11 protein-coding genes are annotated in these 25866 nt (G+C 70.8%); 2 read left to right on the forward strand and 9 right to left on the reverse strand.

The features are described from left to right. Positions 1 to 229: 229 nt before the first annotated feature. The 4 genes from PQI07_RS29980 to PQI07_RS29995 all read right to left on the reverse strand — a co-directional run bounded on the left by PQI07_RS29980 (position 230) and on the right by PQI07_RS29995 (position 12423). Positions 230 to 10225, reverse strand: coding sequence for a beta strand repeat-containing protein (locus PQI07_RS29980; RefSeq protein WP_274928547.1), 9996 nt, complete (start codon positions 10223 to 10225; stop codon positions 230 to 232). A 225-nt stretch (positions 10226 to 10450) separates the two neighbouring features. After that, complete coding sequence (locus PQI07_RS29985; protein WP_274928548.1) at positions 10451 to 11641, reverse strand: hypothetical protein; 1191 nt, start codon at positions 11639 to 11641, stop codon at positions 10451 to 10453. Between the two features lie 10 nt (positions 11642 to 11651). Further along, positions 11652 to 12053, reverse strand: a complete 402-nt coding sequence (locus PQI07_RS29990; protein WP_274928549.1) for a hypothetical protein — start codon at positions 12051 to 12053, stop codon at positions 11652 to 11654. Between the two features lie 67 nt (positions 12054 to 12120). Further along, positions 12121 to 12423: a hypothetical protein gene (locus tag PQI07_RS29995; RefSeq protein ID WP_274928550.1), complete on the reverse strand. Its 303-nt coding sequence runs from the start codon at positions 12421 to 12423 to the stop codon at positions 12121 to 12123. Positions 12424 to 12582: 159 nt separating this feature from the next. On the opposite strand from PQI07_RS29995, the gene PQI07_RS30000 reads away from it, so the two are divergent. After that, complete coding sequence (locus PQI07_RS30000) at positions 12583 to 13230, forward strand: nuclease-related domain-containing protein (RefSeq protein ID WP_274928551.1); 648 nt, start codon at positions 12583 to 12585, stop codon at positions 13228 to 13230. Positions 13231 to 13343: 113 nt separating this feature from the next. Here the strand turns inward: PQI07_RS30000 and PQI07_RS30005 are convergent, their stop codons facing one another. The 3 genes from PQI07_RS30005 to PQI07_RS30015 form a co-directional block, all read right to left on the reverse strand. Continuing rightward, positions 13344 to 13727: a hypothetical protein gene (locus PQI07_RS30005; RefSeq protein ID WP_274928552.1), complete on the reverse strand. Its 384-nt coding sequence runs from the start codon at positions 13725 to 13727 to the stop codon at positions 13344 to 13346. Positions 13728 to 14740: 1013 nt separating this feature from the next. Continuing rightward, positions 14741 to 15718 (reverse strand): hypothetical protein, encoded by a 978-nt coding sequence (locus PQI07_RS30010; protein WP_274928553.1) that lies wholly within the window; start codon positions 15716 to 15718, stop codon positions 14741 to 14743. A 61-nt stretch (positions 15719 to 15779) separates the two neighbouring features. Continuing rightward, positions 15780 to 16088, reverse strand: a complete 309-nt coding sequence (locus tag PQI07_RS30015) for a hypothetical protein (protein ID WP_274928554.1) — start codon at positions 16086 to 16088, stop codon at positions 15780 to 15782. A gap of 268 nt (positions 16089 to 16356) precedes the next feature. Here PQI07_RS30015 and PQI07_RS30020 point away from each other — a divergent pair, with 268 nt between their 5' ends. Next, on the forward strand, positions 16357 to 16791 hold the full coding sequence (locus PQI07_RS30020; RefSeq protein WP_274928555.1) for a hypothetical protein: 435 nt from the start codon (positions 16357 to 16359) through the stop codon (positions 16789 to 16791). Positions 16792 to 16852: 61 nt separating this feature from the next. On the opposite strand, the gene PQI07_RS30025 is transcribed toward PQI07_RS30020, so the two are convergent. Next, positions 16853 to 18706: a hypothetical protein gene (locus PQI07_RS30025; RefSeq protein WP_274928556.1), complete on the reverse strand. Its 1854-nt coding sequence runs from the start codon at positions 18704 to 18706 to the stop codon at positions 16853 to 16855. Between the two features lie 76 nt (positions 18707 to 18782). Beyond that, the gene (locus PQI07_RS30030) at positions 18783 to 25856 is read right to left on the reverse strand and encodes a putative Ig domain-containing protein (protein ID WP_274928557.1); all 7074 of its coding nucleotides are present in this window, start codon (positions 25854 to 25856) and stop codon (positions 18783 to 18785) included. Between the last annotated feature and the right edge of the window lie 10 nt (positions 25857 to 25866).

Here is a 25866-nt window from a genome sequence, read left to right on the forward strand (position 1 = left end):
TATCGAAGGCCCGGCGGCCGAGATGCAGGCTCGTCTCCTACGGATCACGGCCACGATCCGCGATGGTCGTCGTCGCAGACCACGCTCGGCGCCGGTCGTTCCGCACCCCGCGAGCGTTGCGACGCGGCCACCTCTGGATCACCGCTCGTCTGCAAGCGGCCGTCGACCTGGGCGATACGTCGCGGCGGAGTTGACCGACCCCGCCGCGACGTAGTTCGCGACCGTGCCGCTACTGGTTGTTCATGACGAAGGGATAGGTGTCGTAGACCCGTCCGTAGTCGTCCGTTCCGTAGACCCACACCTCGTAGTAGCCCTTTGCCGCGCCGGCGGTCGAAACCGTTCCGGTCACGCGTCCGGTGGTCGGATTGAACGTCAACCCCGGCACCAACGGATATCTCCCCTTGAGAGCCCAGCGGAACCCGCTCGGGAAGAGCCAAGGCTGCGGCTGGAGCCCGCTGTTGATGACTGGGCCGATGTCGACGACCGATCCGTTGGTCATGCTCTGCGCGTTGCTGGTGTTCGTGTATCCCACCTGGATGGCGTCGTTGTTCCCCTTCGGATACTGCCCGAAGGCGATCTGCGGCGTGGATGCGATATCCGTGCTCGATGTCGAGTTGAGGGTGACGCGGAACCTCGACCCGTAGATCGTCCGGTCGAACTCCCACATCCCCGACGGGCCGTACTTGGCGTTGGCGTATCCGCCGAGGTCCGATGAGACCGAGACCTGCATGCTGCTCGACGGGTTCCCCCCGGGGCTCTGCTGACTCACCCAATACACGGCGTTCGCGCGGACCGGCTCGGGGAACGTGATGTCGACCCAGGACCCCGCCGTCTTGAAGACCGGCTTAGCTAGGTTCCAGAAGTACTGATCCCATCGCAACAGGCTTCCGTACAGCAGGGACTGGTACTGACCGCCCTGGGCGTTCGTTGCCGTCACCGCCGATATGGGCAGGACGTCGTTCGGCGTGGGCGGCGCGTCCTCGACCTTCACGGTCTGCGGCTGCTGGCACGCGACCGTGGTGCCGTTCCGGTCCGTCGCCGTGCAGCCCATGGTCCACGCGCCGACGGTGTTGGGCGTGCCGGTCACCCAGACGGTCTCGCCGTTGATCTGATTGGCGGTCAGGCCCGGGGGCAGCCCGGTCACCGTGAACGTGTAGGGTGCCGCGCCGCCGTAGGCCTGGAAGGCGGCTCCGGGGTACGGTCGGCCGAGGGTCGCCCAGCGCTGGGCGTACATGGTTGAGACGACGAAGCCGCCTGGGTAGAACTGCCCGAGGGACGCCCCCGCCACGCGTCCGACGGCATCGGTGGCGTAGATGTTGTAGTACGCGTTGTCTCCGGAGCCGTACGGCCGCTGGGCGGTTCCCGAGATCGTTCCCGTGTTCGGATCGAGCGTCAGGCCGGCCGGCAATCCGTTGGGCGCGGTGAACTTGTAGGGGCCTTGGCCGCCGACCACCGGGTTGCTGGTGTTGTAGTAGTGGCCCTTCTCGAGGATCCGATCGTAGAGGCCTACGAACCGGAAGGTGCCGACCCCGGGCGACACGCTCGCCGCGACCATCATCGAGAGGCGCACCGTCGCCGTCCGGCCGCCGGCGTCCGTCACCATGACCGGGATGTCCGACGGGCCGGGATAGCTCGGCGTACCGGCGATGGAGGCCTGCGCACCCGCCGAGGTGAGCGACAGCCCATCCGGCAGGTAGCCGTTCGAGATCGAGAAGCTGTACGGGGCGGCGCCGCCGGCGGCGGTCAGACTGGCCGAGTAGGCGTCGCCCTGCGCGATGTACATGGACTGCGAGGACACGCTCAGAGACAGCGGAGCGGACACGGTGATCGTGTAGGTCGGACTCACGACGACCCGTCCGTCGGCATCCTGGAGGCGCACGGCGAACGAGGCCCCCGACACCGTGGGCGTTCCGGTGATCGCGCCGGAGGACGAGAGCACCAGGCCGGAGGGCAGGTTGCCGGATACGACGGAGAACGCGTACGGCATCCGTCCGCCGGTGCCGGTGATCCCCGACGAGTAGGCCGTACCCCTGACCGCATAGGCGGTCGGGGCTCCCGCGATGGCGAGCGGCGCCAGGACCTGCATGGACAGCGAAGCGGTCGCGGCCGAGCGGCCGAGCGCGTCGGTGGCGCGGACCTGGATGCCCGAGTAGGTGCCACCGGCGGTCGGCATGCCGCTGATCGCGCCGGTCGAACCGTCCAGCGTCAGGCCGGTCGGCAACGTGCCGGCCGCCAGAGCGTAGGCGTAGGGAGCGCGTCCTCCCTGGGCGGCGATGTTGGCGAGGTAGGACGAACCGACCGAGCCGTTCGCGAGGCTTCCGGAGATCGACATGGTGGAGTCGATCGTCAGCGTGAATGTGGGCGAGAGCCCTTGGCGGCCGACGCCGTCCGTCGCCCGCACCTGCAGTCCCTGGTAGGTGCCTGCGGTGTTGGGTGTCCCACCGATCGAGCCGGTGGCCGTGTTCAGCGACAGGCCGGGCGGAAGCGAACCTGCCGCCAGAGCGAAGCTGTAGCTGCCGGAGCCGCCCGATGCCGAAAGGGCGGAAGTGAAGGTCGAGCCGATGATGCCGTCGGTGGTGTTCGGCGCGCCGACGGCAACCGGGTTCTGCACGACCAGGGTCGAGGATGCAGATACGCTACGCCCGTCGGCGTCGACCACGGTCACGCCGAAGGCGAAGGTGCCGGTGGACCAGGTCGTTCCGGCGATGGCGCCGGAACCGGCATCGAGGGAGATGCCGGACGGAAGCGTGCCCGAAGCCAGCGAGACGACGTAGGGCGAGCGCCCGCCGACCGGGTTGGCGGAGACCGCCAGCGCGGTGCCTATGGTGGCCTGGATCGGGTTGGCGAGGGACAGCGACAGCGGCGGGGCGACGGAGATCGCGAAGACGGCCGTCAGGGCGGTCCGGCCGTCGGCGTCCGTCACGCGCACCTGCAGACCGGAGGCGACCTGCGCGGTGGTGGGCGTGCCGGAGATCGTGCCGGTGGATGCGCCAAGCGTCAGGCCGGTCGGCAGCGTTCCGGCGACCAGGGCGTATGCGTAGCCCGCACGGCCGCCGCTTGCCGCGACCTGGGCCGAGTACGCGCTCGAGCGGACCGCCGGACCCGGATTGGCGGATGCCGAAAGCGGGTTCGAAACTGTCAGCGCGAAGGCCGCCGCAGTTGCTATGCGCCCGTCCGCGTCCGTGACGCGGACCTGGATGCCCGGGTAGGACCCCGTGCTGCTCGGGGTGCCGGAGATCTGGCCGGAGCTCGCGTCGAGGGACAGACCCGTCGGCAGACTGCCCGCCACGAGGCTGAAGGCGTACGGCTGCTGCCCGTTCCGTGCGGTGTAGCCGCCGACATAGGTCGTGCCGACCGTCGCTGTCGTGGGCGAGGACCCGGAGATTGCCAGAGGCTGCGAGACGGTGATGGCGAACGCGCTCGATGTCCCCGTACGGCCGTCGGCATCGGTCGCCCTGACCTGGAGATCGGTGAAGGTGCCGGCTGCAGTCGGCGTACCGGAGAGCGATCCGGCACTGGACAGCGAGAGGCCGGAGGGGAGCGAACCAACCATCGCGTAGGTGTACGGGCTGCGGCCTCCGGCGGCGTTGAAGGCGTAGGGGCCGTAGCCGGCCGAGATCGTTGCCGCGGTCGCCGGAGTTCCGGCGACGGTGACCGAGGCGCGCACGTCGATCGGGAACGGGGCGGAGAGAGCGACACGGCCTGCCTGATCCACGGCCTGGAGCTGCAGGCCCGAGGCGGTGCCGACGGTGGTCGGCGTGCCGGTGATCCGACCCGTGGCGGAGTCCAGGGACAGGCCGGCCGGCAACGTGCCGGACGCGAGCGAGATGGCGTAGGGCAGCGCGCCGCCGGTCACCAGGGCGGAGGAGTCGTAGGATATGCCGACGGTTGCGATCTGCGAGGGAACGCCTGCGAAGGCGAGCGCGGAGCGCACGTCGATGACGAACGCGCCCGTCGTGGCGGTTCTGCCTTCGGCGTCAGTCACGAGGATCGACAGGTTGCCGAAGGTCCCCGCCTGCGACGGCGTGCCGGCGATCGTGCCGGTGCTCGACGACAGGCTGAGGCCCGGCGGCAGCGTGCCGGAGGCGAGCGCGTAGCCGTAGGGCGACTGGCCGCCGACCACCGCGAGGCCGCGGGAGAAGGGCTGTCCGACCGTGGCGACGGCGTCGCTGTTCGATGCAGCCAGGACCATCGGATCGACGACCGAGATCGTCGTGCCGGCCGTGGCGGTGCGCCCGTCCGCGTCGGTGACGCGCAGGGTCACGGTGGACCGACCCACGGCCGACGGGGTGCCGGAGATGGCGCCCGTGCCCGCATCCAGGGTCAGGCCGGCCGGCAGCGTGCCGGCGGCCAGTTCGTAGCCGTAGGCGGTCCGGCCGCCCGCCGCGGTGGCGGCGGCGGTGAAGGCCGTGCCGAGCGTCGCCGCGAGCGGCGAGCGCACCGACAGCGACAGGGCCGGGGCGACCGAGATCGCGAAGGCGGGGGTCAGCGCGGTGCGGCCGTCCGCGTCGGTGACCCGGACCTGCAGGTTCGAGGCGACCTGCGCGGTGGTGGGCGTGCCGGAGATGGCACCGGTCGACGCGTTCAGCGTCAGGCCGGTCGGCAGGGTGCCGACGGCCAGCGCGTAGGCGTAGCCCGAGCGGCCGCCCTGGACGGAGACCTGTGCGGTGTAGGCGGTCGAGCGCACCGCCGGGGCGGGGCTGATCGAGGCGGAGAGCGGGTCGGAGACCACGATGGTGGAAGCCGTCGCGGCCGCAACACGACCATCCGCGTCGGTCGCCTTCACCGAGATGCCGGCGTACGAGCCGGCGGTCGTCGGCGTGCCGCCGACCGCGCCGGAGGCGGTGTCGATGGACAGGCCTGGGGGCAGCGCGCCCGTAGCCAGACCGAACGTGTACGGCGCCCGGCCGCCGCTGGCGGAGGCCGTGCCGACGTAGGCGGTGCCGGTGGTGGCCGCGCCCGGCAGGGCGGCGGTCACGAGCAGGCCTGCGGAGACCTGGATGTCGAAGGCCGCGGAGAGGGCGGTGCGGCCGTCCTGGTCGGTGGCGCGGACCTGCAGACCGGTCGAGGTGCCGCCGCGGGTGGGCGAGCCGGACAGGACGCCGGTGCCGGACAGGCTCACGCCGGTCGGCAGGGTCCCGACCATCTCGTAGACGTACGGGCCACGGCCGCCGGAGGCGGTGAACTGGAACGGGCCGTAGACCTGCCCGGTGGTGCCGAAGGGCGACGCGGTGCCCGCGAGCGCCATGGCGTCGCGCACGTCGATGCGGAAGGTCTTCGAGCTGGCAGTGCGGCCGTCGGCGTCGGTGACGGAGATCGACAAGCCCTCGGCGGCTCCAATCACGGTCGGCGTGCCGGCGATCCGGCCCGAGGTCGAGTCCAGCGTCAGGCCGGCGGGGAGCACGCCTGTGGCGACGGCGTAGGCGTACGGTGCACGGCCGCCGCCTGCTCCGGCAGTGGAGTCGTAGGCGATGCCGACGGTGGCTGTCTGGGCGGGAACGGACGCGAGGACGAGCGGTCCGTCGACGACGATGCGGAAGGCGGGCGTCAGGGCGATGCGCCCGTCGGCGTCGGAGACGCGGACCTGGATGTCGCCGCTGGTGCCGGCGGCACCGGGCGTGCCGCCGATCCGGCCTATGGCCGTGTCGAGGCTCAGCCCGGCCGGCAGCGTGCCGGAGGCGAGCGCATAGGCGTAGGCCGCTCGTCCGCCCGAGACGACGATCCTGGCGGCGTAGGTCGTGCCGACCGTGGCGCGGGCGACGTCGGCCGTTGCGGAGAGCGGATCGGCGATCGCGATCGCGAAGACCTGGGACGCGACGCGGGTGCCGTTGGCGTCGACGACCGCGACCTGCAGACCGGTGGCGGCGCCGGCGGCGGTGGCTGTGCCCGAAATCAGACCGGTGGTCGTGTCGAGCGTCAGGCCGGCGGGCAGCGTGCCGGCGGCAAGCGAGAACGCGTATGGGGCCTTGCCGCCCGTGGCGGTGAAGCCGGCCGAGTAGGCGGCTCCGACATCCCCGAAGGTGGCAGGCGAGCCCGCGAGCGCCAGGACCGTGGTGGCCGAGATGGAGAACGGATCCGTCACGCCCGTCCGACCGTCGGCGTCCGTCGCGCGGACGCGCAGACCCGTGGCGTCGTTGGCGATGCTGGGGGTACCCGAGATGGTGCCGGTGCTCGACGAGAGCGTCAGGCCTGCCGGGAGCGTGCCCACCATGGCGAAGACGTACGGGCCGCGGCCGCCGGCGGCGGTGAAGGCGGCGCTGTAGGACTGGCCCAGGACGGCCACGCGCGCCGGGTCACCCGTCACCGAGACCGGATCGCGGACGTCGATCGTGAAGGGCTGGGAAGCCCCGGTCCGGCGCGCGCGGTCGGTGACGACGGCCGACAGGCCGGAGACCGAGCCCACGCGGGTCGGAGTGCCTCCGATCGCGCCGGAGCCGTCCAGGCCGAGACCCGGCGGCAGGGTACCACCCGCGAGCGTCCAGGCGTACGGCGATTGGCCGCCGCTGGCGGTGAAGGCGAAGCTGTAGGGCACGCCCACGGTCGCCGGCTGGGGCGGGACACCCGCGACCGCGAGACCGACCGCGACGTCGATGCCGAAGGCCTCCGAGCGCGCGGTGCGGCCGTCGGCGTCGACGGCGTCGATGACGATGCCCGGATAGCTGCCGGCTACCGTCGGCGTGCCGCCGATCGCGCCGGTGGTGCGTTCGATCGTCAGGCCAGGCGGCAGCGAGCCTTCCGCGACGGTCAGTACGAACGGCCCACGCCCGCCGGCCGGAATCATGCCAGCCGAGTAGGCCTGCCCGACCGTACCGGGCCCGATGTTGCTGCCGACCAGCCGCAGCGGATCGCGTACGTCGATGGTGAAGCTCGCGGTGTTGGCCAAGCGCCCCTTCGTGTCGGTCGCCCGCACCTGCATGGGTCCGGCGGCACCGGCGGCGGTCGGCGTTCCGGTGATGGCGCCGGTGGCCGTGTTGAAGGTCAGGCCGGCGGGCAGGGTCGCGCCGACGATCTGGTAGCCGTACGGCCCGAGGCCGCCGGCGGCGGTGAACTGTGCGGAGTATGCGCTGCCGACGGTGCCCGGGCCCGTCTGGCCAGCCACGGTCAACGGAGCGGTCACCGCTATGGAGAACGGATCGGTTGTGCCGGTGCGGCCGTCGACGTCGGTGACGCGCAGGCGCAGGCCCGAGGCGGTGCCCGCCTGGGTGGGCGTGCCGGCGATCACGCCGGTCACCGCCGAGAGCTGCAGGCCGGGCGGCAGGGTGCCGGCGTCGAGCGTCCAGGCGTAGGCGGGGCGGCCGCCCGCGACGGTGGCGTTGCCAGAGTAGGCCGAGCCGACCGTGGCGTCGCCGGCGGGGATGCCGGAGACGACGAGCGGGTCGGAGACGTACAGGTCGAAGGCAGGCGCGGTCGCCGCCGAGTTCGAAGCGTCGCGCACCCGCACGGCGATGGCCGGCGACATGCCCTTGGTCGTCGGGGTCCCCGAGATCAGACCTGTGGCGGTGTCGAAGGTCAGGCCGGCCGGCAGCTGGCCGGTCGCCAGGGAGAAGGTCTTGGCGCCCACACCTCCTGTTGCGGTGAAGGCGGCGGTATAGGGCTGGCCGACCGTGGCGAACCCGGGCGGATTGCCGGCGATGTCGAGGCTGGACGAGACCGAGATGCCGAAGATCGCCGACAGTGCGGTGCGACCCGCCGCGTCCGTGGCTTTCAACTGGATCCCCGGGTAGGAGCCCAGCGTCGTTGGCGTACCGCCCACGAGGCCGGTCGCGGCGTCGAGCGAGAGGCCCGGGGGCAGCGTTCCGGACGCCAGGGTCCACGCGTAGGGGCCCGTACCGCCGGAGGCGCTGAACTGGGCCGAGTAGGTCTGCCCGGCGATCGCGGAGGTCGAGGCCGAGCCGGCGACCACCAGGACCTCGGTGACGGCGATGCGGAAGGCGTCGGAGACGGCCGTGCGGCCGGCGGCGTCGGTCACCTTGACGGTCAGCCCCTCGGCGAGACCGGCGACGGTCGGTGTGCCGGAGATGGCACCGGACGTCGCCGACAGGCTCAGGCCGGCCGGCAGCGTGCCCGAGGCGAGCGAGAACGCGTAGGGGCCTGTGCCGCCGGACGCGCCGAAGGAGGCGGAGTAGCTCTGTCCGACCGTGCCGACATCCGCCGGGGTGCCTGCGATGCGGAGCGGCGCCGCGATGGCGATGGAGACGGTCGTCTGGGCCGTGCGGCCCGAGGCGTCGGTGGCGCGGACCACGATGCCGGAGAAGGTCCCGGCCTTCGTCGGCTTTCCGGAGATCCGACCGGTGGCTGCCTCGAGCGACAGGCCGTCCGGCAGCGCGGCGGCGGCGATGTCGTAGGCGTAGGGGCTGGAGCCGCCCGCGGCGGTGAAGGTCGTGGTGTAGTCGGCTCCGACCATGCCGCCCGGAGCGGACCCGGCGATGGTCAGCGGCGAGGAGACGACGATGGTGGCGTCGGCGGTGGCGATCGTGCCGTCCGCGTCGACGACGCGCACGCTGAACGGGCCGTAGCTGCCGGCCGCCGTCGGCGTGCCGGAGATGGCGCCGGAGGTGGCAAGGGACAGGCCGGGCGGGAGCGATCCCGACACCAGGGCGAAGGAATATGGCGCGGTGCCGCCGGCCGCGGCGAAGGCCGAGGAGTAGCCCACGCCGGTGGTGGCTGCGCCGGCCGGGCCGCTGGCGACGGTCAGCTGGTCGGCCAGCGTGATGGAGAAGGGAGCCGTGTCGCGGGTGGTGCCGTTCGCGTCGGTGACGCGGACGACGAGGTTCGTCGTCGTGCCGGCGATGAACGGCGTGCCGGAGATCGTGCCGGAACTCGACAGCGCGAGGCCGAACGGCAGGCTGCCTTGGGCGAGCGAGAAGCTGTAGGGCTGCTGGCCGCCGGCCGCGCCGAAGGTGAAGGAGTAGGCCGAGCCGGCCACGCCCCGCGGCGGCGTGCCGGAGATCACCAGCGGGTCGGCGACGTTGATGGAGAAGGCGGAGGTCTGGGCGACGTAGCCGTTGGCATCCGTCGCCGTCACGGATAGGCCGCCGAACTGGCCGGCGACCGTGGGCGTCCCGGTGATCTGGCCGTTGGTCGTCGAGAAGGACAGCCCAGGCGGCACGGTGCCGTTCAGCGCGTAGGTGTACGGCGCGGTGCCGCCGGAGACGGCGGTCGAGATGGTCGGGATCGGCTGGTTGCGGACGTAGGCGTCGTTGGCGCCCAAAACGATCGCGTTCAGCTCGGTCGCCACCACCACCGAGAAGGTCGGAGAGGTCGCCGACTTGGGAGCGGCGTTCGAGTCGACCGCCTTCACCTGGATGCCCGAATAGGTGCCGGGCTTGGTCGGCGTGCCGTTCAGGAGGCCGTCCTGGGCGAGGGCCACACCATCCGGCATCGATCCGGAGAGCTGGGACAAGGCCACCGGCGGCGTGCCGCCGACGATGTTCACGCCCGCATTCTGGATCGGCTTACCGGCGACAGCGCTGAAGACGCCGGGCGTCTTCGAGCTACGCAGGGTCAGCGAGACCGGCCCGTAGGAGACCGAAATGTTGACCTTCGAGGAGGTCACCTGCTTCTGGTTGGAATCGGTGACGAGGATGTCGAACGTGAAGCTCCCGGGCGTCGTCGGCGAGCCGGACAGCACCACCGACCAGACGCCGGAATTGACGTCCTGAGTGGTGGAGAGGGACAGCCCGGGCGGCAGATCGCCGGTGGCACGGGAGACGTTGAAGGGCTGGCGGCCGCCGGAGATGCGCAGCGATCCGCTGTACGGGATGCCGACGGACCCGGTGAAGGGGAAGTTGTAGGTGCCGAGCGTCGGCGAAGGAGCCGAGACGTAGATGGTCGGCGCGTTGTCGCGCACGACCATGCCGTTGGCGTCGGTCAGCTGGACGATGACGCCCGAGTAGTTCCCCTCTGTCGTGAAGGTGCAGGCGGTGGAAAGGATCGAGCCGGACTGCAAAGGAGTGGAGCAGCCCGGCGGGAGGGGCGATCCGACCATCTCGAACAGGTATGGCGACCGTCCGCCGGTGCCCTGCCAGGAGATGGAGTAGCTGCGGCCGTCGACCTTGTAGTAGGTCTGGGAGGTGACGACGTTGTTGGTGATGGTGGGGATCGGGTAGGTGCCGGCTGTCGTCGGCTGGCGGAACACGTAGGACGCGGCCAGCACCTCGGCCGGCTGGCCGAAGGCCATCACGGCGGACAGGGTGAGCGCGATCGCGCGACGAAGCAGCGGCATGACGGTTCCGGTCGTTCCTTCGCGACCAGATTAAGGCGCCGACGCCTCGGATGCAAAGGAACAAGCCGCTTTTTCGGCCCGCCTCCGTACATTTTAGATTAACGTCGTGTCCTTTCCTTCGTTCTCGCCGTTCCATTCAGTCGAAGGCATGATACGCCCTCGAGCGCGGACCATGTCCGACTTCGGCAGCCGTCGGGGACAATTATCGTCCGGGGGCTTGCGGCCTCATGCCAGCGTGAAGGTCGGGACGTGCTCGGCCCGCACCACGTCGGCGGCCACGGCTTCGGGGCGCACCTGATCGGCGATATCCCGGAAGATCTCCTGGAGACCGATGGGCGAGCGCCAGGCTCCGTACAGGACGAAGCGCTCCAGAGCCCGCGGATCGTCCGGAAGCGTCGCGACGACGTCCTGCAGGTCCGCGGAGAGCATGTCGGCCGCGACCGCACGCAGTTCCTCGGGCAGCAGATCATGGTCGCAGGCGGTGACCGCGCCCGTCTCTTCGAGGAAGGCCACACGATCGGCCTCGACCGGTGTGACGGGGCCCAGAAAGTCCTCCGGGGGATGCGCATGCGCAAGAACGCGGCGGACGATCGCTTCGCCGTCGTCGAACGCTCCTGCCGCGCGCAAAGGAGCTGCAGTATCGAAGACGACGTCCTCCCGCTGAAGACGTCCGTCGACGATCCGCAATCCGGCCCTCGCCTCGCGGAGTTGCGGGACGAGATCGGCGGCCTCGTGCGAACCCAGGCGCCGGAGTACGGCACATCCGACGAGATCGGCGAACGCCTGCGCCAGATGCGAGCGCCACGCGCTCGTCGGGGCATCGTCCTCGAGGCGGTCCAAGCTCTCGGGAAGGAACTCGCCGGCCATCGCGAGCCCGATCTGCCGGCCGGCCGTGAACCTCCTGGCATCCTCCGCCCGCAGCTGCGCCACCGGCCACACCCTACGGGCTACGCCGAGGAGTTCGCGCGTGGCATCCCACCCGCCCGAGAACGGCGAGTACGGGACGATCCAGGCGACGCCTGCGGACGGTGCCATCGACGAGAGCGGACGATGGACCTCCGGCACGACGCCGGAGGCGAAGTTGCGCGAGAGGGCCTCGACCGCGCCGACATCCGCGGTTCCGGCGGCGGAGAGCAGCCCGTCGATCCGACCCTCGGTCCACTCGGCCGAAGCCACGGCCCTGACGTCGAGGATCGCCATGTCGGGTTCGGTGGCGAAGATCTCGCGGACGGACGCCAACGCGTCCACGACGACCGGATCGTCGATGCCCTTGGTCCATCGGAACGACGGCCCGTCGGTCGGCGACACGACGCCGGCGCCTTCCCCCTGAAGCGAGGCGGCGATCAGGGCGCCGGCGATCTCGGTGGTGCCGCCGACCGAAATCCGGCTGCCGCGTGGGGCGCGTCTGGCCGCCATGTCGTTTCCCTCACATGCCGAAGCTGGGCGCGGACAGCGGCTCGCTTTCGGAAGGTCCCGTGACAGGGCGATCCGCTGCGAGGGCCGGTATCGCGTAGACCTCGTTCCGCGTGAAGCGGCGATCGCCACCGGCGAGCTCCACCTCCTCGATCCTCACCGAGCCGATCTCGGCCGCCATCTCGGCGAGCAGGGGATCGGTCTCGAACCGGACCTCCTGGCCGTCGGAACGGTGGAGGTAGGCCCCGTCCTCGCGCACCTCGAGCGACGTGAAGCGCTGGGGCATCGACGGGATGGACGTGGTCAGGATGACGGCCGCATCCTCGCTCTCGGATACGGTCAGAAGCACGTCGCCGCCGTAGAGGACCTCGTTGTCGGCCCGTCGGTCCCAGCCGGGCTTTCGCTGCGCGCTCATTCCTTCGCTCTCCGAACCTTTCGGAGAGGATGCCGAGCACCCTCGCAAGACGCAAAGCGGGCCTTCGTCAGGCCACCGCGTCGAGCTCCGCACCCAGGTCGAACGCCGCCAGCAGCCGCTCCGGTTCGCAGGCCGCCGACAGCCGCCTGCCCCTCGGGCGCGTCCCGCCGGAGGGCATCCGGGGAGCGTCGTGCACGAAGAGCGCCCAGGCCTCCACGTCGACATCGAAGCGGACGGTGGCCCGTACCCGCAGGTCGGCATCGACGATGTCGACGTCGCCGTCGGACCACTTCAGCAGCGCGCAGCCGGGCGGCAGCCCGTCCCGCTCGATGAGCAGGCAGCCGGGAGGAAGCTGAAGCGCCGTGGGCATGTCCGAACCTCTTAAGGAACGGGGAGCATTGCCCGAACGGTTCCTTCGTTCAACCCCCGGCGTCGGGCCGTGGGCGAGGATACTCGAACGCGAAGAGCCCAAGGCGGACCTTGACCCGCACCCCGCACCGCGTCCAGATCGAAGGCGGCCCGGTGGGGCATGGACACCGAAGTGACGCTTCCGCTCGCTCTCATCCTGTTGGCAGTCCTAGGCGCCTGCCTCGTCGCCGCGGCCGCGTTGCCGATGGGACGGAAGTTCCCGAAGCCGTCGCCGGAGGCCGGCCGGATCGGCGAGAGGCGGGTGATCGGGGTCGTCTCGAGGACAGGCCTTCCGGCGCTCCACGACATCTATCTCCGCACGTCGGGAGGTGCGACGCAGATCGACCACGTCGTGCGCGCGGGACGCACGCTGTTCATCCTGGAGACGAAACACTACTCGGGAGCCTGCTTCGGCCGCCCCGGCGAGCGAACGTGGACGCAGGTGAGCCGAGGCGCCAAGCGGAGGTTCTACAACCCCCTCCTCCAGAACGACGGTCATGTGGCCGCGGTCAGGCGTGCTGCGGGATGGGGCTGTCGGCTCCGGCCCCTGGTCGTCTTCACGGGATCCGCGACGTTCCCGGCCGGAATGCCCGCAGGCGTCGTCGACCTTCCGGAACTCGACCGCCTGCTCGCCCGGGCCGCGAGATGGCGGCTGCCGAGCCTGCGGGGCGCGGTGGCATGGCGGCGACTGCAGCGCAGGGCGGAGACCGCCGGGACGGCGGCCGGCGCCCATCGGCGCTCTCTCAAACGAGCCAAGGTCGGCAGGTGAACCGGACTGGGACGCCCCATCCGATCCCGCCGGGCCGCCGTCGTAGCCTGCCCGGGCCTTACGCGGTCGCCGCCGGCCCTGCCGGACGGCGACCGCGAGGCACGCGCCGGCGGTCAGACCTTCGCGTCGACGATCTTGCCTTTGGCGTCTACCGTACAGTTCAAAGTCGCCTCGCGAACATCGAAGACGCCGTTCCGCTCCCCGTAGGTGATGCGGAAGCGGACCGGCCCGTCGTAGCGGTTCGACGCCACCCGCCGGCTGGGACCCTCCGAGACCGTCTCGATGTCCTTCGCGCCGTTCTTCGCGGCCTCCTTGGTGACCACCTCCCGACACGCCGGAAGGGCGAGGTTCGCCCCGGGCTGCCCCTGGAGCGGCTGTCCGATGGCCGCGACGGTCTCCGCCTTGCCTTTGACGAACCCGGTCTGTGGAACGTAGGCGACGACGCTGTCGCGCTCGCCACCGGGAACGGATGCGATCGGAAGGAGCTGGAACGGCATCTGCCAGGACCCGGCCGACGTGTTCGGACCCGCATGTCCGGAGGTGGGCGAAAGACTGCTCGTCACGTCGATACCGCCGTTCCGCAAAGGAATGCAGCCGGAAGCGCCGATGGCGACGGCCAATAGGGCGCCGGTTCTGAATACGTTTCTCATGATCGGGTAACTCCCGCTGCAGTGCCGCGATGTCGTGACAATGCCCAAGCTAGGGCATTGGTTCATCAGAAGCCTCCGGGGCGAAGCACCGAGGGCAGGCTCCATGACGAGGGATGGGACGACGACGAAGGAGCCGCGCGCGATTGCTTGGCATGCGGCGTCGCGCCGGTCTGTCCAATGTCGACCTCCCCGGCTCCTGCGGGGCGCCGGGTGGTCCGCGCGTCGCCTGCCGGATGCCGCGGTTCGGGACGGCGTGCGCGACGGGCCGGCGGCCTCTTCGGCTTCTCGTCCTGCGCGGATGCCCTATCGGCCGGCTGTTCCTCATCGGCCGGCGGCCTGACATCCGAAGGCGGGGAAGGCGCCACGCGGTCGGTCGATTTGACGGCAGAGGCCGAAGGATCGGAAGGCGTGACGGCGACGACGGGTGCCGGCGGCGCCAGGACCGACGATTCCGGAGGCGGAGGCAGCGAAGGAACGATGGCACGCGGCGGCGGCAGGACGGCGAGTTCCTGGATGGCCGGCGCACCATGGCGTGGGCGGAGGAGAACGGTCGTCGCTCCTGCCGCCAGCATCGCGCAGGCGAGCAGGGCGAGCGGGAGCACGGCCCGCTCCTGCGGACTCCTGAGGCCGCCACGAGGCAACGGTCCGATGCGATCGGCGGGCCCGAAGGAGATGACCGATGCCGAGCGGGATCCGAAGCTCGGAAGGTCACGCCCCATTCCCCGCGCTGGAAGAATGCGTTCCGGCATATTCACCATCCGCCCCCTCAACCGAGGTCGGGGCCGGCCCGTTCCGACGCGTCGCTGCTTCGTTGGCGGTAGCCTGTGGATGCGTACGTCGGAAGGCTAAGGAATGCGCCCTCAGAACCGCGGGACGTAGGTATGGTCTACGGACGTCCCGGGCCCGACCTCCGGCCCGACGTACTCGAACCTGACGGACTTCAGATCGAAGTCGGCGTGCCGATCGAACCACGAGCTTCCGTGGCCGCAGGCCGAGAGCGCGTAGAACCGGCCGAACTCCTCGGGCTCCGCTTGGCCCTCCCCGCCGTCGGCGATCCTGGCGGTCTCGACGATGTCGTCGATCGACATCCGGTTCGCGGCCTCGCAGCAGCCGGCTAGGCGGTAGCCTTCCAGAAGCGCGTCGGGTGGCGTTTCGGGCGCGCCCCCGGATGGGTCCGTGCCGGGCGAGGCGGAGCAGGCCTCGGACGACCATGCGGCGGCGGACATCGCCCGTGCAGCCCCATCGGCGAATGCGGCGAGATGTTCGGGGCCGAAGACGACGGTCGGGGGATGCCAGACGAAGCCATGGACCGCGTCCCGATGGTCCTCAGGTCCGATGCCCAGCGCCTTGTCCACGAGACCTCGGCAGAACCTGCGCCGCTCTTCCGGGTCGACGAAGCGCACTTCGGCGGCACAGACGATGTCGGGCGAGACATGTCCGGGCGCAGGCGGGATTGCCGACCTCGCATCCCTCTCATTCTCAAGACACCAGCGTAGGAACAGGACGTCCATCGAGCCTCCGAGCGACTGCTCGACGTATCCGGCGAAGCGGGCGCCGCCGAGCGGCTCATGGCCTTCGGGCAGTGGATCGGGATCGGCGGACGGCAACGCGATCCGGCTCCCGCGCATGGCCTCGACGTCGGATCTGCCGAGCGCGAGCTGCGGAAACGGAGACGTCGATGCGAGCGCATCCTGCAGTGCAGGAAAACGGCGGCGAAGCCCCCAGGTGCGGTCCCAGATCATCCGGCGTACGCCCTGGGGCGGCGGATCGACGGAGAGCACCTCCTCGATCTGGCGGAAGCGGGCTTCGAAGGCCTCGGCGAATGGACGGACGCTCATCTCCGGGACCTTTTCGAAGGAATGGACGAGGCTAGCGGCGTCCTGCGAACGAAGGAAGCCTCTACGCCGCGAGCAGTCTGCGTACATGGCGGACGAACCCGAGCCCCCGGTCCACCAGCAGTCCGTCGATGGCCGTGTCGATCTCGTCCGGCAGGGCTATCCGGCTCTTCGCGGCCAGGGCGTCGGACGAGAGGGCGACGGCCTGCCACGCGTAGATCTCGGCTCCTCCGTTCTCCCGCGACCACGCCTCGAGAAGGTCGGAGACTTCGCCGGCCCGAAGATGCGCCCGTCCTTCGAATCCCCGCCGGATCGAGCGCACGACGACCCTGTGGTGGATGGCGAAGGGGAAATTCACCCGATGCGCCGTCACGCCGGCCTCCGAAAGGAGCTCGATCGCGCGGGCCTTGATCCCGGAGATCGTTGCTCTTTCGTCTCGTGTCCAGATTTTCGGACAGGCGGCGGCCTGCATCCCGCCTTCGGCCTCGGTTGCTTCCGTTGACATGCCCCGGCCGCTGCAGAACTCTTCCTGACACCGAGATTAGAAGGAACGGGCGGAATTGGCAAAGATCGTCTGTTGCCCGCACCGAGCCGCTCTGGTGGCGAACTGCCGCCAGGTCGGACGCGCTCGGATCCGCGCGGTGGCGACGACTGGAGCCGCCTTCGGTCTCGCGGCCGATGCCACGTTCCGTCTGCTGGCCGGACCCCACTGCCGGGCGACGGGACCGCTGATCGTCGCCAGCGCCGTGATCCTGGTCTCCGCGCTGGCGACGCTTCTCAGAGCAGCCGAACCTTGGATGACGGACGGGCCGTCCCAGCCGCACGATCTGCCGAAGACGCTGCATCTGGCAGGCTCTCAGGCGTCGTTCGCCATGGGCGGAGCCGCCACGGCGCAACTCCTGTTCGACCTCGCGGGCGCGTTCCAGGGCGTGGACGGCGGACGGACCTCCGCCGCGGCCCTCGCGGCATGCCTCGCCTCTTCGTTCCTTGGACTGCACCTCGCGGAGCGCGCGGTCGACCGGGAGGCGGAGGTCTTTCGCGGCTTACGGGACGCTCGGGAGAGGTCCGCCGTCTGACCCCCTTCCGCACGGCCCTGGCCGGGAACACGGACGAGCTCCCGGTCAGGGCGCGGATCGTTCATCGGACGAGGTAGATCTTCTTCGATCCCCAGAACCTTCCGCGCCAGTCCCTGCCGGTCAGATAGACCGGCCCCGACCGGGACCCGGGTGCCGTCGCCCCGAGGACGGCGTTGGCTTCGAACGACACGTTGTCGGTGCAGAAGGGATTTCTCCCGATGCACGCCAGCACTTCGGCGGGCGGGTCGCCGAACGGGATGCTTAGGGCGTTGCCGTAGAAGCTGTACCCGAGCGGCAGCGAGGATTGCGGGTAGATGAAGTCATAGCTCGAACTCGACTTGTACCACGTCGAGTAGCTGGTGTTGTTCGGCCCGCTCCACGTACCCCCGTCCATCTGATCGTAGGGCGACGTGCAGAAGTAGATCGTACGATCCTTGGCGCCCGAGATCGTGAAGGAGTCGTCGTCCTCCTCGATCTGGACGTCGTTCATCGGGCTGAACCGGCCGCGGCAGGGCTGAAGCCAGCCTTCGGGCTGGTTCTCGAAGTGGAACGGGATGGTCTTGGTGCCGCCTCCGACGCCCGTGAACGTGATCGACCCGCTCCACTTGCCGAATTCGGTCGGCGTGCCGCAGATGCCGGAGCTTCCGTTCGTGCACAGTCCGAGCCCCGGAGGGAGCGCGCCGTCCACGGTGACGGCGGCTTGGCCGTCGACCGTCCACGTCCAGTTGTAGGTGCTCTGGAAGCCGAGGGGCGGCGGCGGATCCGCGGAGACCGTCGGCGGGAGGCCGGAGGGGCCCGACGCGGCACCCGCGACGACGATCCTGAAGGGGGCGGAATAGGCCTTGCGCCCCCGCTCGTCCACGGCCCGGTAGACCACGTTCGACCACGTGCCGGCGGTCCGCAACTTCAAGGTCGGATACGCGTAGACCCCGCCGTCTTCGGCGACGGGGAGCGGGCCGTCGCCGAGCCTGATGTCGGGGGGACCGCCGAGGATGTCGAAGGAGATCCACTTCTTCGCGGATCTGGCCTCGACGTAGCCGTTGGCGTCATCGCCGACCTTCCCGACGACGTCGCCCTGATGCCACGGGATGCGCAGGCCGTCCTGCGGAACCACCTGGACGGAGAAGGGCGGGCTCTCGGTCCGGCGGCCGGTTGCGTCCTGGGCGACGATGCGGATCCCGCCGTACGTGCCGGCCGATCCGATCGGCGGAGTGGCGATCACGTCTTCGGAGAAGTTGCGGCCGGACGGATTGGCGAAGCTGTCGGGCGCCAGCACCATCCACGGCGGTGCGCCGGTCATGCCGATGACGACCCGTCCCTCGCCGCCGAACACGCCGATCGTACCGGACGCCTCATCCCCCTCCGCCAGGGTCTGGAACGGGGGCACGCCGGCGGTGAACGAGAGGACGGAGGCGTCCCGCACGACGATGTCGAACTTCCGCGAGAGCGTCGACAGCCCGTAGGGATCGAAGGCCCGGATCTGGACGTCCCTGTAGACCTGCTCGACCGGCTCGGGGAGCTTCACCGGATTGTCGGGCGGGGCATCCGTGGCCGGCTTGGGCTGGTCCGTCGTCGATCGGCACGTGAAGAGGATGTCCCGGACGATCGACTGCCCCGGCTGCAGCGCGGCCCGGGCGGCCGCGATCTTCCGCATGGCCTGTCCGGCGTTGTAGTCGTCGAGGTCCGCCAGGACCCTCATCGTCGCGCTCGCGACGCCCCCGGGCGGCGTCGTGCCCGGGCAGACCTTCGCCGCCCTCTCCACGAAGCACGCCGAGCCCGAGCACGTCCCGGTGGGGATCTCGAACTCCCCGCATACGGTCTCCGGTAGGGACGTGCAGGTGGTCGCGATCTGGGCGGGGGCGGGCTGGGAGAGCGCGAGGACCACCAGCATCGCGGAGGGAAGCGGACGGTTCATGGGGAAGGCTTTCGGGAAGGGCCGATGAAAGGAGCGCCATGGGCGGCGCCCGCGTCCGGAGATGCGCGGCGGGTCGTCATTGGAGGCCGATGACGGGCGGGCCGCCCGGCAGGCCTCCCCCGGATCCGCCCCCTGATCCGCCGCCCCCCTCGTAGGGCCCTGGCGTGTAGCCGGTCTGGTCGTTCGCCGATCCCGGCGCCGGCGGCACGGCCTGGGCGGTCCGCTGGTTGTAGTAGCCGTTGACGAAGTACCCCCACCACGGCGTGCTGCCGTCGTCTATCGAGCCGACCACGGCCGGTCCGGTCCAGGTCAGCCAAGAAGGGGCGTTGACCAGCTGGAACGTCAGGATCGAGGGATCCCCGGCGTCCGGACCATAGCGCGTCTCCGGCGTGGTGCCGTCGCCCGTGCCGCCGATCATCCCGGGCGCACGGTAGTAGGGCGAGTGCGCCTCGACTATCGTCGAGATCGGAACGTTCGGCGCGATCGGTCCTTCGAACAGCGGGATTCCGGCCGTGAACCGGATCCCGCAGTAGCTGCCGTCCTGGCACTCGCCGGTCGACGGCGCCGTGGTCGCACTGCTCTGCACCGTGATCGTGACCGGATCCGCCACGGCCGTCCTGCCCGCCGCATCCACGACCTGGAGAACGATGTCGGACCACGTGCCCGGACTCGGCGCGGTGCCTTCGAGGTAGCCGCCCGCATCAAGCGCGGTGCCGTCGGGCAGGGATCCCGAGAGCAGCTTCACCCAGTACGGGGCGACGCCGCCCTGAGGCTGCCAGCGCACGGAGAAGTAGTCTCCGGCCGTCACCGTGACGTCCCCGGGCGACTGCAGCGCGAGGGGGTCGACGCTCCGCCTCACCGTTGTCGAGAAGCTCCAGGTCGCATTCGAGGGGAAGTCGTCGCGGATCGCAATCGAACCGACGTACGTACCCGGGGTGGTGACCGTGCCCTTGATGGCGACGCCCCGGCCCGAGATCGTGGCCGAGAGGCCCGGAGGCAACGCGACGTCGGTCAGGACGATCGGCTCCCATCCGTCCGCCGCCGTGGCGACCATGTCGACCACGTCGCCGACCACCAGATTGGCCGGGAAGCTTCCCCCGAGCCCGACCGGCTTGCGGAAATCGATGGCGAACGGGGCGGAGTCTGCCGCCGCGCCGGTGGAATCCGTCACCCGGATCCGGATGTCCGAGATCCGGCCGGCGGGCACCGCCTTGTAGACGGTCCCGTAGCCGGGATTGTATCCGATCCTCACCCGGCTGAAGAGGCCGGTGGCGTCGACCGCAAGGGCCGGGACCTTGTAGGTGTCGTCGGCGTCGCCGGGGGAGCACCACCACGCCTCGGGCCTGCAGACGAGCGGCATGCCGGCGCTGCCCGGCGCGAGGGAGAAGCTGTAGGGCGGCACGCCTCCCGCCGCGACGAAGGTCCGGTTCACGGTCTCGTCGACGTCGTTGCTCTCCCCGTCGTCCCTGCCCTTCAGCACCCGGGCCGGCGGATTGCCGCCGACGACCGCCACGGCGAGCGGACCGGCGGGGCGCGCGTCCGGGTCCACGACCTTCAGGGTGTAGGCGGGGCTCCTGACGTCCCGGAACCAGTGGTCGGCCCAGTCGACGGCGAACTGCAGTCTTTCGTAGGATCCGGCAGCCCTCGTCGGAATGCCGGAGATCAGGCCGGTCGCGGCATCGAGCACGAGACCCTCGGGAAGGATGCCCGAGATCTTGGCGTAGGCGTAGGGAGCAAGGCCTCCGAGCGTGCGCAGGTCCACCGAGTATGCCTTGCCGACGAAGGCGTCGGGGAGCGCCTCGACGAAGGTGAACGGATCGACGACGGTGACGGTCGGCGTCACGGCCGTCGCCACGCGGCCCTGGCTGTCGCGGAGCGTGATCCGGACGGGTCCGAAGGCGCCGGTCCCGGAAGGCGTCCAGTAGAACGAGCTGTAGCCGTCCGTGACCGGGCTCGGCGCATGCCCGGGCCAGCCGAAGTACGAGGTGCCGGGTTCGAGACCGCAGTTCCAGCCGCAGTCGCCCGCCGGCTGGAGATTCTCCATGAACCCGGTCGGAAATTGCGCGCCCTCGCCCACGGTTGAGTATTCGACAGTCCAGGGCGACTGACCGCCCGCCGGCCGGCTGGAGGGCTTGTAGTTGAACCAGTAGACGGGGACTTGGACACCCTTGACGTAGACACGGTCGAGCGGCGGATCCACGATCATCGCCGGTCCGATGTAGAACCAGATGGTCCCTACGGTCGTCGTCCGACCCACCGCATCGACGACCGTGTACTTGAAGGTGGTCGACGCATAGCCCTGGCTGGCCACCGCGTAGGTCCCGTAGAGCCGGAGATGGTCGGCATCCAACCGGATCCCCGGAGGCAGGACGGCGTAGTCCTGCGCGACCTGGACCGTGTAGGGGGCGGTCCCGCCGGTCGCGCCGAGGTCCATGTCGCCGCTGTCGCCGACCATGGCCCTGATGTCCCGGTACTCCTCCGACAGGACGAGAGGATCGGCGACGTCGATGGTCTGGTCCGCGGTGCGGGCGGTCTGCCCGGCCGCGTCGGTCACGGAGACCTGGAACGTATAGACGCCCTTCGTCGTGGGCAGGCCGATCACCCGGCCGTCGTCGGCGAGGATCAGTCCGTCCGGGAGCGCGCCGGACGCGATCGCGTAGGCGTAGGGTGCCGTGCCTTCGATGCCGAAGTAGCGGCTCTCGTAGGCCTGCCCGACCGTGCCGTACGGCTCGGGGACGGATCCGATCGCCAGCGGCGCCGTGCCCGCGTTCACAGTCAGCTGGAAGGTGGGGGTCGACGCGGTGGCGCCGGCGGCATCGGTCGCCGCGACGGCGTAGGAGAACGTCCCGCCGACCGTCGGCGCGCCGGTGATCCGGCCGGTCGACGAGAGCGAGAGACCGGAGGGCAGCGCACCCGAGGCCAGGGCGAACGTGTAGGGGCCGGTGCCGCCCGACGCGGCGAACACGGCGATGTAGGCGCTGCCGACCCGTCCGACGGTCGAAGGCGTGCCGGCCACGGCGAGCGGGCCCGAGATCGCGATCGAGAACGGCTGCGTGGAGGCCTTTCTTCCGTCGGAGTCGGTCGCCGACACGGAGATGTTGGTTACGGTGATCGCGGTCGTGGGCGTCCCGGAGATCAGGCCGCTCGAGGGCGCGAGCTTGAGGCCGTCCGGCAGGCTCCCGGCCAGGGCGTAGGAATACGGCTTCCGGCCGCCTGCCGCGGTGAACTGGCCGGAGAACGGCGTACCGACGGCGCCGGTCGACGGCGCGCTGCCCGAGATCGTGAGCGGAAGGCCGATCGTGAGGGCGAAGGCGGCGCTCGTGCCCGAACGCCCGTCCGGATCGGTCGCCCGCACCCGGATCCCGGACTGCGTGTCCTCCCGCGTCGGGGTGCCGGAGATCCTGCCGGAATCCGGGTCGAGGACGAGACCGTCGGGCAGCGTCCCCGTGGCCAGGGAGAACGTCAGCGGGGAGCGGCCGCCGGAGGCGGAGAATGTCGACGCGTAGGACTGGCCGACGACGCCGTAGCTGGTCCAGTTCGCCGTGACGGAGACCGGGGCCAGGACGAGGATGTCGATGCCGTCGATGTAGGCGGCGCGCCCGTTGGAGTCGCTCACCCAGATGCCCGCTCCGGAATACTGGCCGGCCGAGGTCGGAGTGCCGGAGATGTGGCCCAGGAAGGGGTCGGCGGCGTCGCTCGTGATCGACAGGCCCGGGGGCAGCCGGTTGGGTACGTACCGGGAGGAGAAGCCGCAGCCGAAGCGCGGTCCGCTGCAGTGCAGGTCGACCGTGAAGGGCTGTCCCAGGGTCGCGGGCGGGATCGCGTCGATCCAGGCACTGATCGGCTCCTGGACGCTCATGTACCATTGGCCGCCGGCGGTGCGTCCGTCGGCGTCCGTCACGGCGATGCGCCGCGAATAGTACTCGCCGGTTTGCGTCGGCGTGCCGGAGATCCGTCCGGTCGCCGGATCGATGGCGAGTCCCGGCGGCAGAGGCGTTCCGGGATCGACGGAGAAGACGTAGGGGCCTCGGCCCCCGGTCGCCCGGAACAGGTACTCGCCGGCGACCCCGAGATCCCAGTTCTCGGGCAGATCGCCGACGAGACGGAGCACGTCGAGGACCTGCACGTCGAACTGCCTGGACATGGCCGAGACGCCCGCGGCGTCCGTCGCCCGGGCGCGGAAGGAGTAGGTGCCCACCTCGGTCGGGTAGCCGTCCAGCGTCCCGTCGGATGCGAGGGCGACGCCGGGCGGTAGGGTGCCGGTGCCGAGGGAGAAGGCGTAGGGTGCGGTCCCGCCCGTCGCGGACAGCGTACCCTGGTAGTGCTCGCCGCGGACCACAAAGGTCGGAGGCGTCCCGTCAACCGCCAGGCCGCCCGTGACGGAGATGGCGAAGGGCGAGGTCGACGCGGTCCGTCCGTCGGAGTCGGCGACGGTGACGACGAGCCCGGCATACGTTCCGCCGACGGAGGGAGATCCGGCCAGCGTGCCGGAGACCGGGTCGAGGACGATCCCGTCCGGCAGCGTGCCCGCCGACGAGAAGACGTACGGACCTCGCCCACCCGAGGCGGCGAACTGCGCGGAGTAGGGTCGACCGATGGTCCCGGCGCTCGAGGGCGTGCCCGAGATCGCCAAAGGCGCCTGGACCGAGATCGCGAAGGGTTCGCCGAAGGCGGTCCGGCCGTCGGGATCCGAGACGGAGACCCGGATGTCGGACCACGTGCCGGCCGCGGTCGTCGCGCCCGAGATCGAGCCGGCCGGGGATAGGGTCAGACCCGTCGGGAGCGAGCCGGAGGCCACGGAGAAGACGTAGGGCTTCGCCCCGCCGCCGGCCTGGAAGCTGAACGCGTAGGCTTCGCCCGCCGTCGACGAGGACGGCGGAACGCCGGCGATGGTCAGCCTGTCGGACACCGCGATCCGGAACGCCGGCGAGTACGCGACCCGGCCGTCCGCGTCGATGGCGCGGACCTGGATGTCGGTCCTGGTCTCGGCCGTCGTTGGAAGGCCGGCCAGCAGGCCGCTCGGATCGATCGAGAGACCTGCGGGGAGCGTCCCGACGCCAGGTCCGAAAACGTAGGGACCTCGACCTCCCGACGCGGTGAAGGTGGCCGAATAGGCCGTTCCGACCGTGGCGCGCGGCGACGGCGACCCGTCGACCGCGAGAGGCTGCCCCACCGCGATCGAGAAGATTGCCGACAGCCCGGTGCGGCCGGCGGCGTCGGTGACACGCATCCGGAGACCCGACGAGACGCCGGCGGCCGTCGGCGTGCCGGCGATGGACCCTGCGGCCGTCAGGGTCAGGCCGGACGGCAGGACGCCGGCTGCGACGGACCATCGGTAGGGCGAAGTCCCGCCGACGCCTTCGAAGAGGGCGGAATAGGGCATGCCGACCGTACCGACGGTCGCGGGCGCGCCACGGACCGCCAGCGCACCCAGGATGCGCCAGTCGACGGTCTCCGAAACGGCCGTGCGCCCCCGCGCGTCGACGGCGGCCACGGCGACGGGATACGTGCCCTCGACGGTCGCAGTACCCAGGAAGCGGCAGGAGCCCGCGCCCTCCTGGCGGATGCCGGGCGGCAGCGGGCCCGAGGCCAGCGAACAGGTGTAGGGTCCCGTCCCGCCGGATGCCGTTGCCGAGTAGTCGACGGCGTCGCCGACCACGGCGGCCGGCGGGTTCGCGGAGACCTGCAGAGGAGCCGCGACCGCGATGGCGAGCGGACCGCGGACCGCGCTGCGACCGTCGGCGTCGACGGCCCGGACGACGATCCCCTCGTAGTTGCCTGCGGCCGTAGGCGTGCCCGCGAGGGTGCCGGACGTTCCCAGGACCAAGCCGGGCGGGAGGGGGCCCGAGACGAGCGAGAAGACGTACGGCGCCCTGCCGCCGTCGGCGGCTAAGGCGGTTCGATAGGCCGTCCCGACGGTCGCGTCGGGTGCGGATCCCGATAGGGTCAGCGGGGTCGCGACGGAGATCGCGAAAGGCTTCGAGGCGGCCGTTCGGCCGTCGGCATCCGCCGCGGCCGCCTGGAGCCCGCCGTACGATCCGAGCGCGGTCGGCGTACCGCCGATCGAGCCGGAGGCCGGGTCGAGGGCGAGCCCCGGCGGCAGCCCGCCGACCATGGTCCAGCCGTAGGGTTCCCGGCCGCCGGCCGCCTGGAACGCGGCGGAGTAGTTCTCGCCGAGCGTCGCATACGCCGCCGGCACGCCCGAGACGGTCACGTTGCCCTGGACGGCGAACCGGAAGGGCGAGGTGAGGACGTAGCGCGAGTCGGCGTCGGAGACCTGCACGACGATGTCCGGATAGGTGCCGGCCGCGGTCGGCGTTCCGGACAGGCGTCCCGTAGCGGTGTCCAGCGAGATCCCGGGCGGCAGCCGACCGGACTGGACGTGGTAGCTGTAGGGCCCCTGCCCGCCGGTGGCGACGAAGGTCGCGTCGTAGGCGTTGCCGACGGCGGTCTGCACGCCCTGACAGGGAGGGCAGTTCACGGCGAGGGGCGCGCCGTCGATGCTGATGCTCTGCTGCGCCGTGGTCGCCACGTTCGACGTCGGCTTCGACGAGTCGAGGACCCGCACGGAGAAGGTCCTGGTCCCGCGCGCGGTCGGTACGCCCGCGATCGCACCGGTACCGGTGTCGATGTCCAATCCGTCCGGAAGCGCGCCGCTGTAGATCGTGTAGGCGAGCGGTTTGGTGCCGCCCTTGGCCGTCACGGAGCCGGAGTATGGCTGCCCGAGGACGCCCGTGAGCGGAATGTTGGCCGTCAGCGAGAGCGGCCGCCCCGAGATGACGATGGTGTAGGCGAGCGACGTCGCCGTCGAACCGTTCTGGTCCGAGGCCCGGATCCTGATCCCGGAATACGTCCCGGAGACCGGCGGCGTGCCCGAGATGTCGCCGGTCGAAGGATTGAATGCGGTTCCTGTCGGCACCGACCCCGCGACGAGCTCGTAGGTGTAGGGAGGCACGCCGCCCGTCGCGCGGAACTGCGCGAGATAGGGGTCGTCGATCCTGCCCTGCGGGACGTTCGACGACATCACCATCGGCGTCGTCGACTGGGCCGCCGGCGTCGGGGACCGGAAGACGGCCGTCGCGGCGAGCGCGGTCTGCGGCGGCAGCGCCGTCAGGGCGCAGAGCAGGAAGGCGGTCGCGCGACGTAGCATGATCGAATTC

Source organism: Methylobacterium sp. 092160098-2, from assembly GCF_028920805.1.
GTDB lineage: Bacteria > Pseudomonadota > Alphaproteobacteria > Rhizobiales > Beijerinckiaceae > Methylobacterium > Methylobacterium fujisawaense.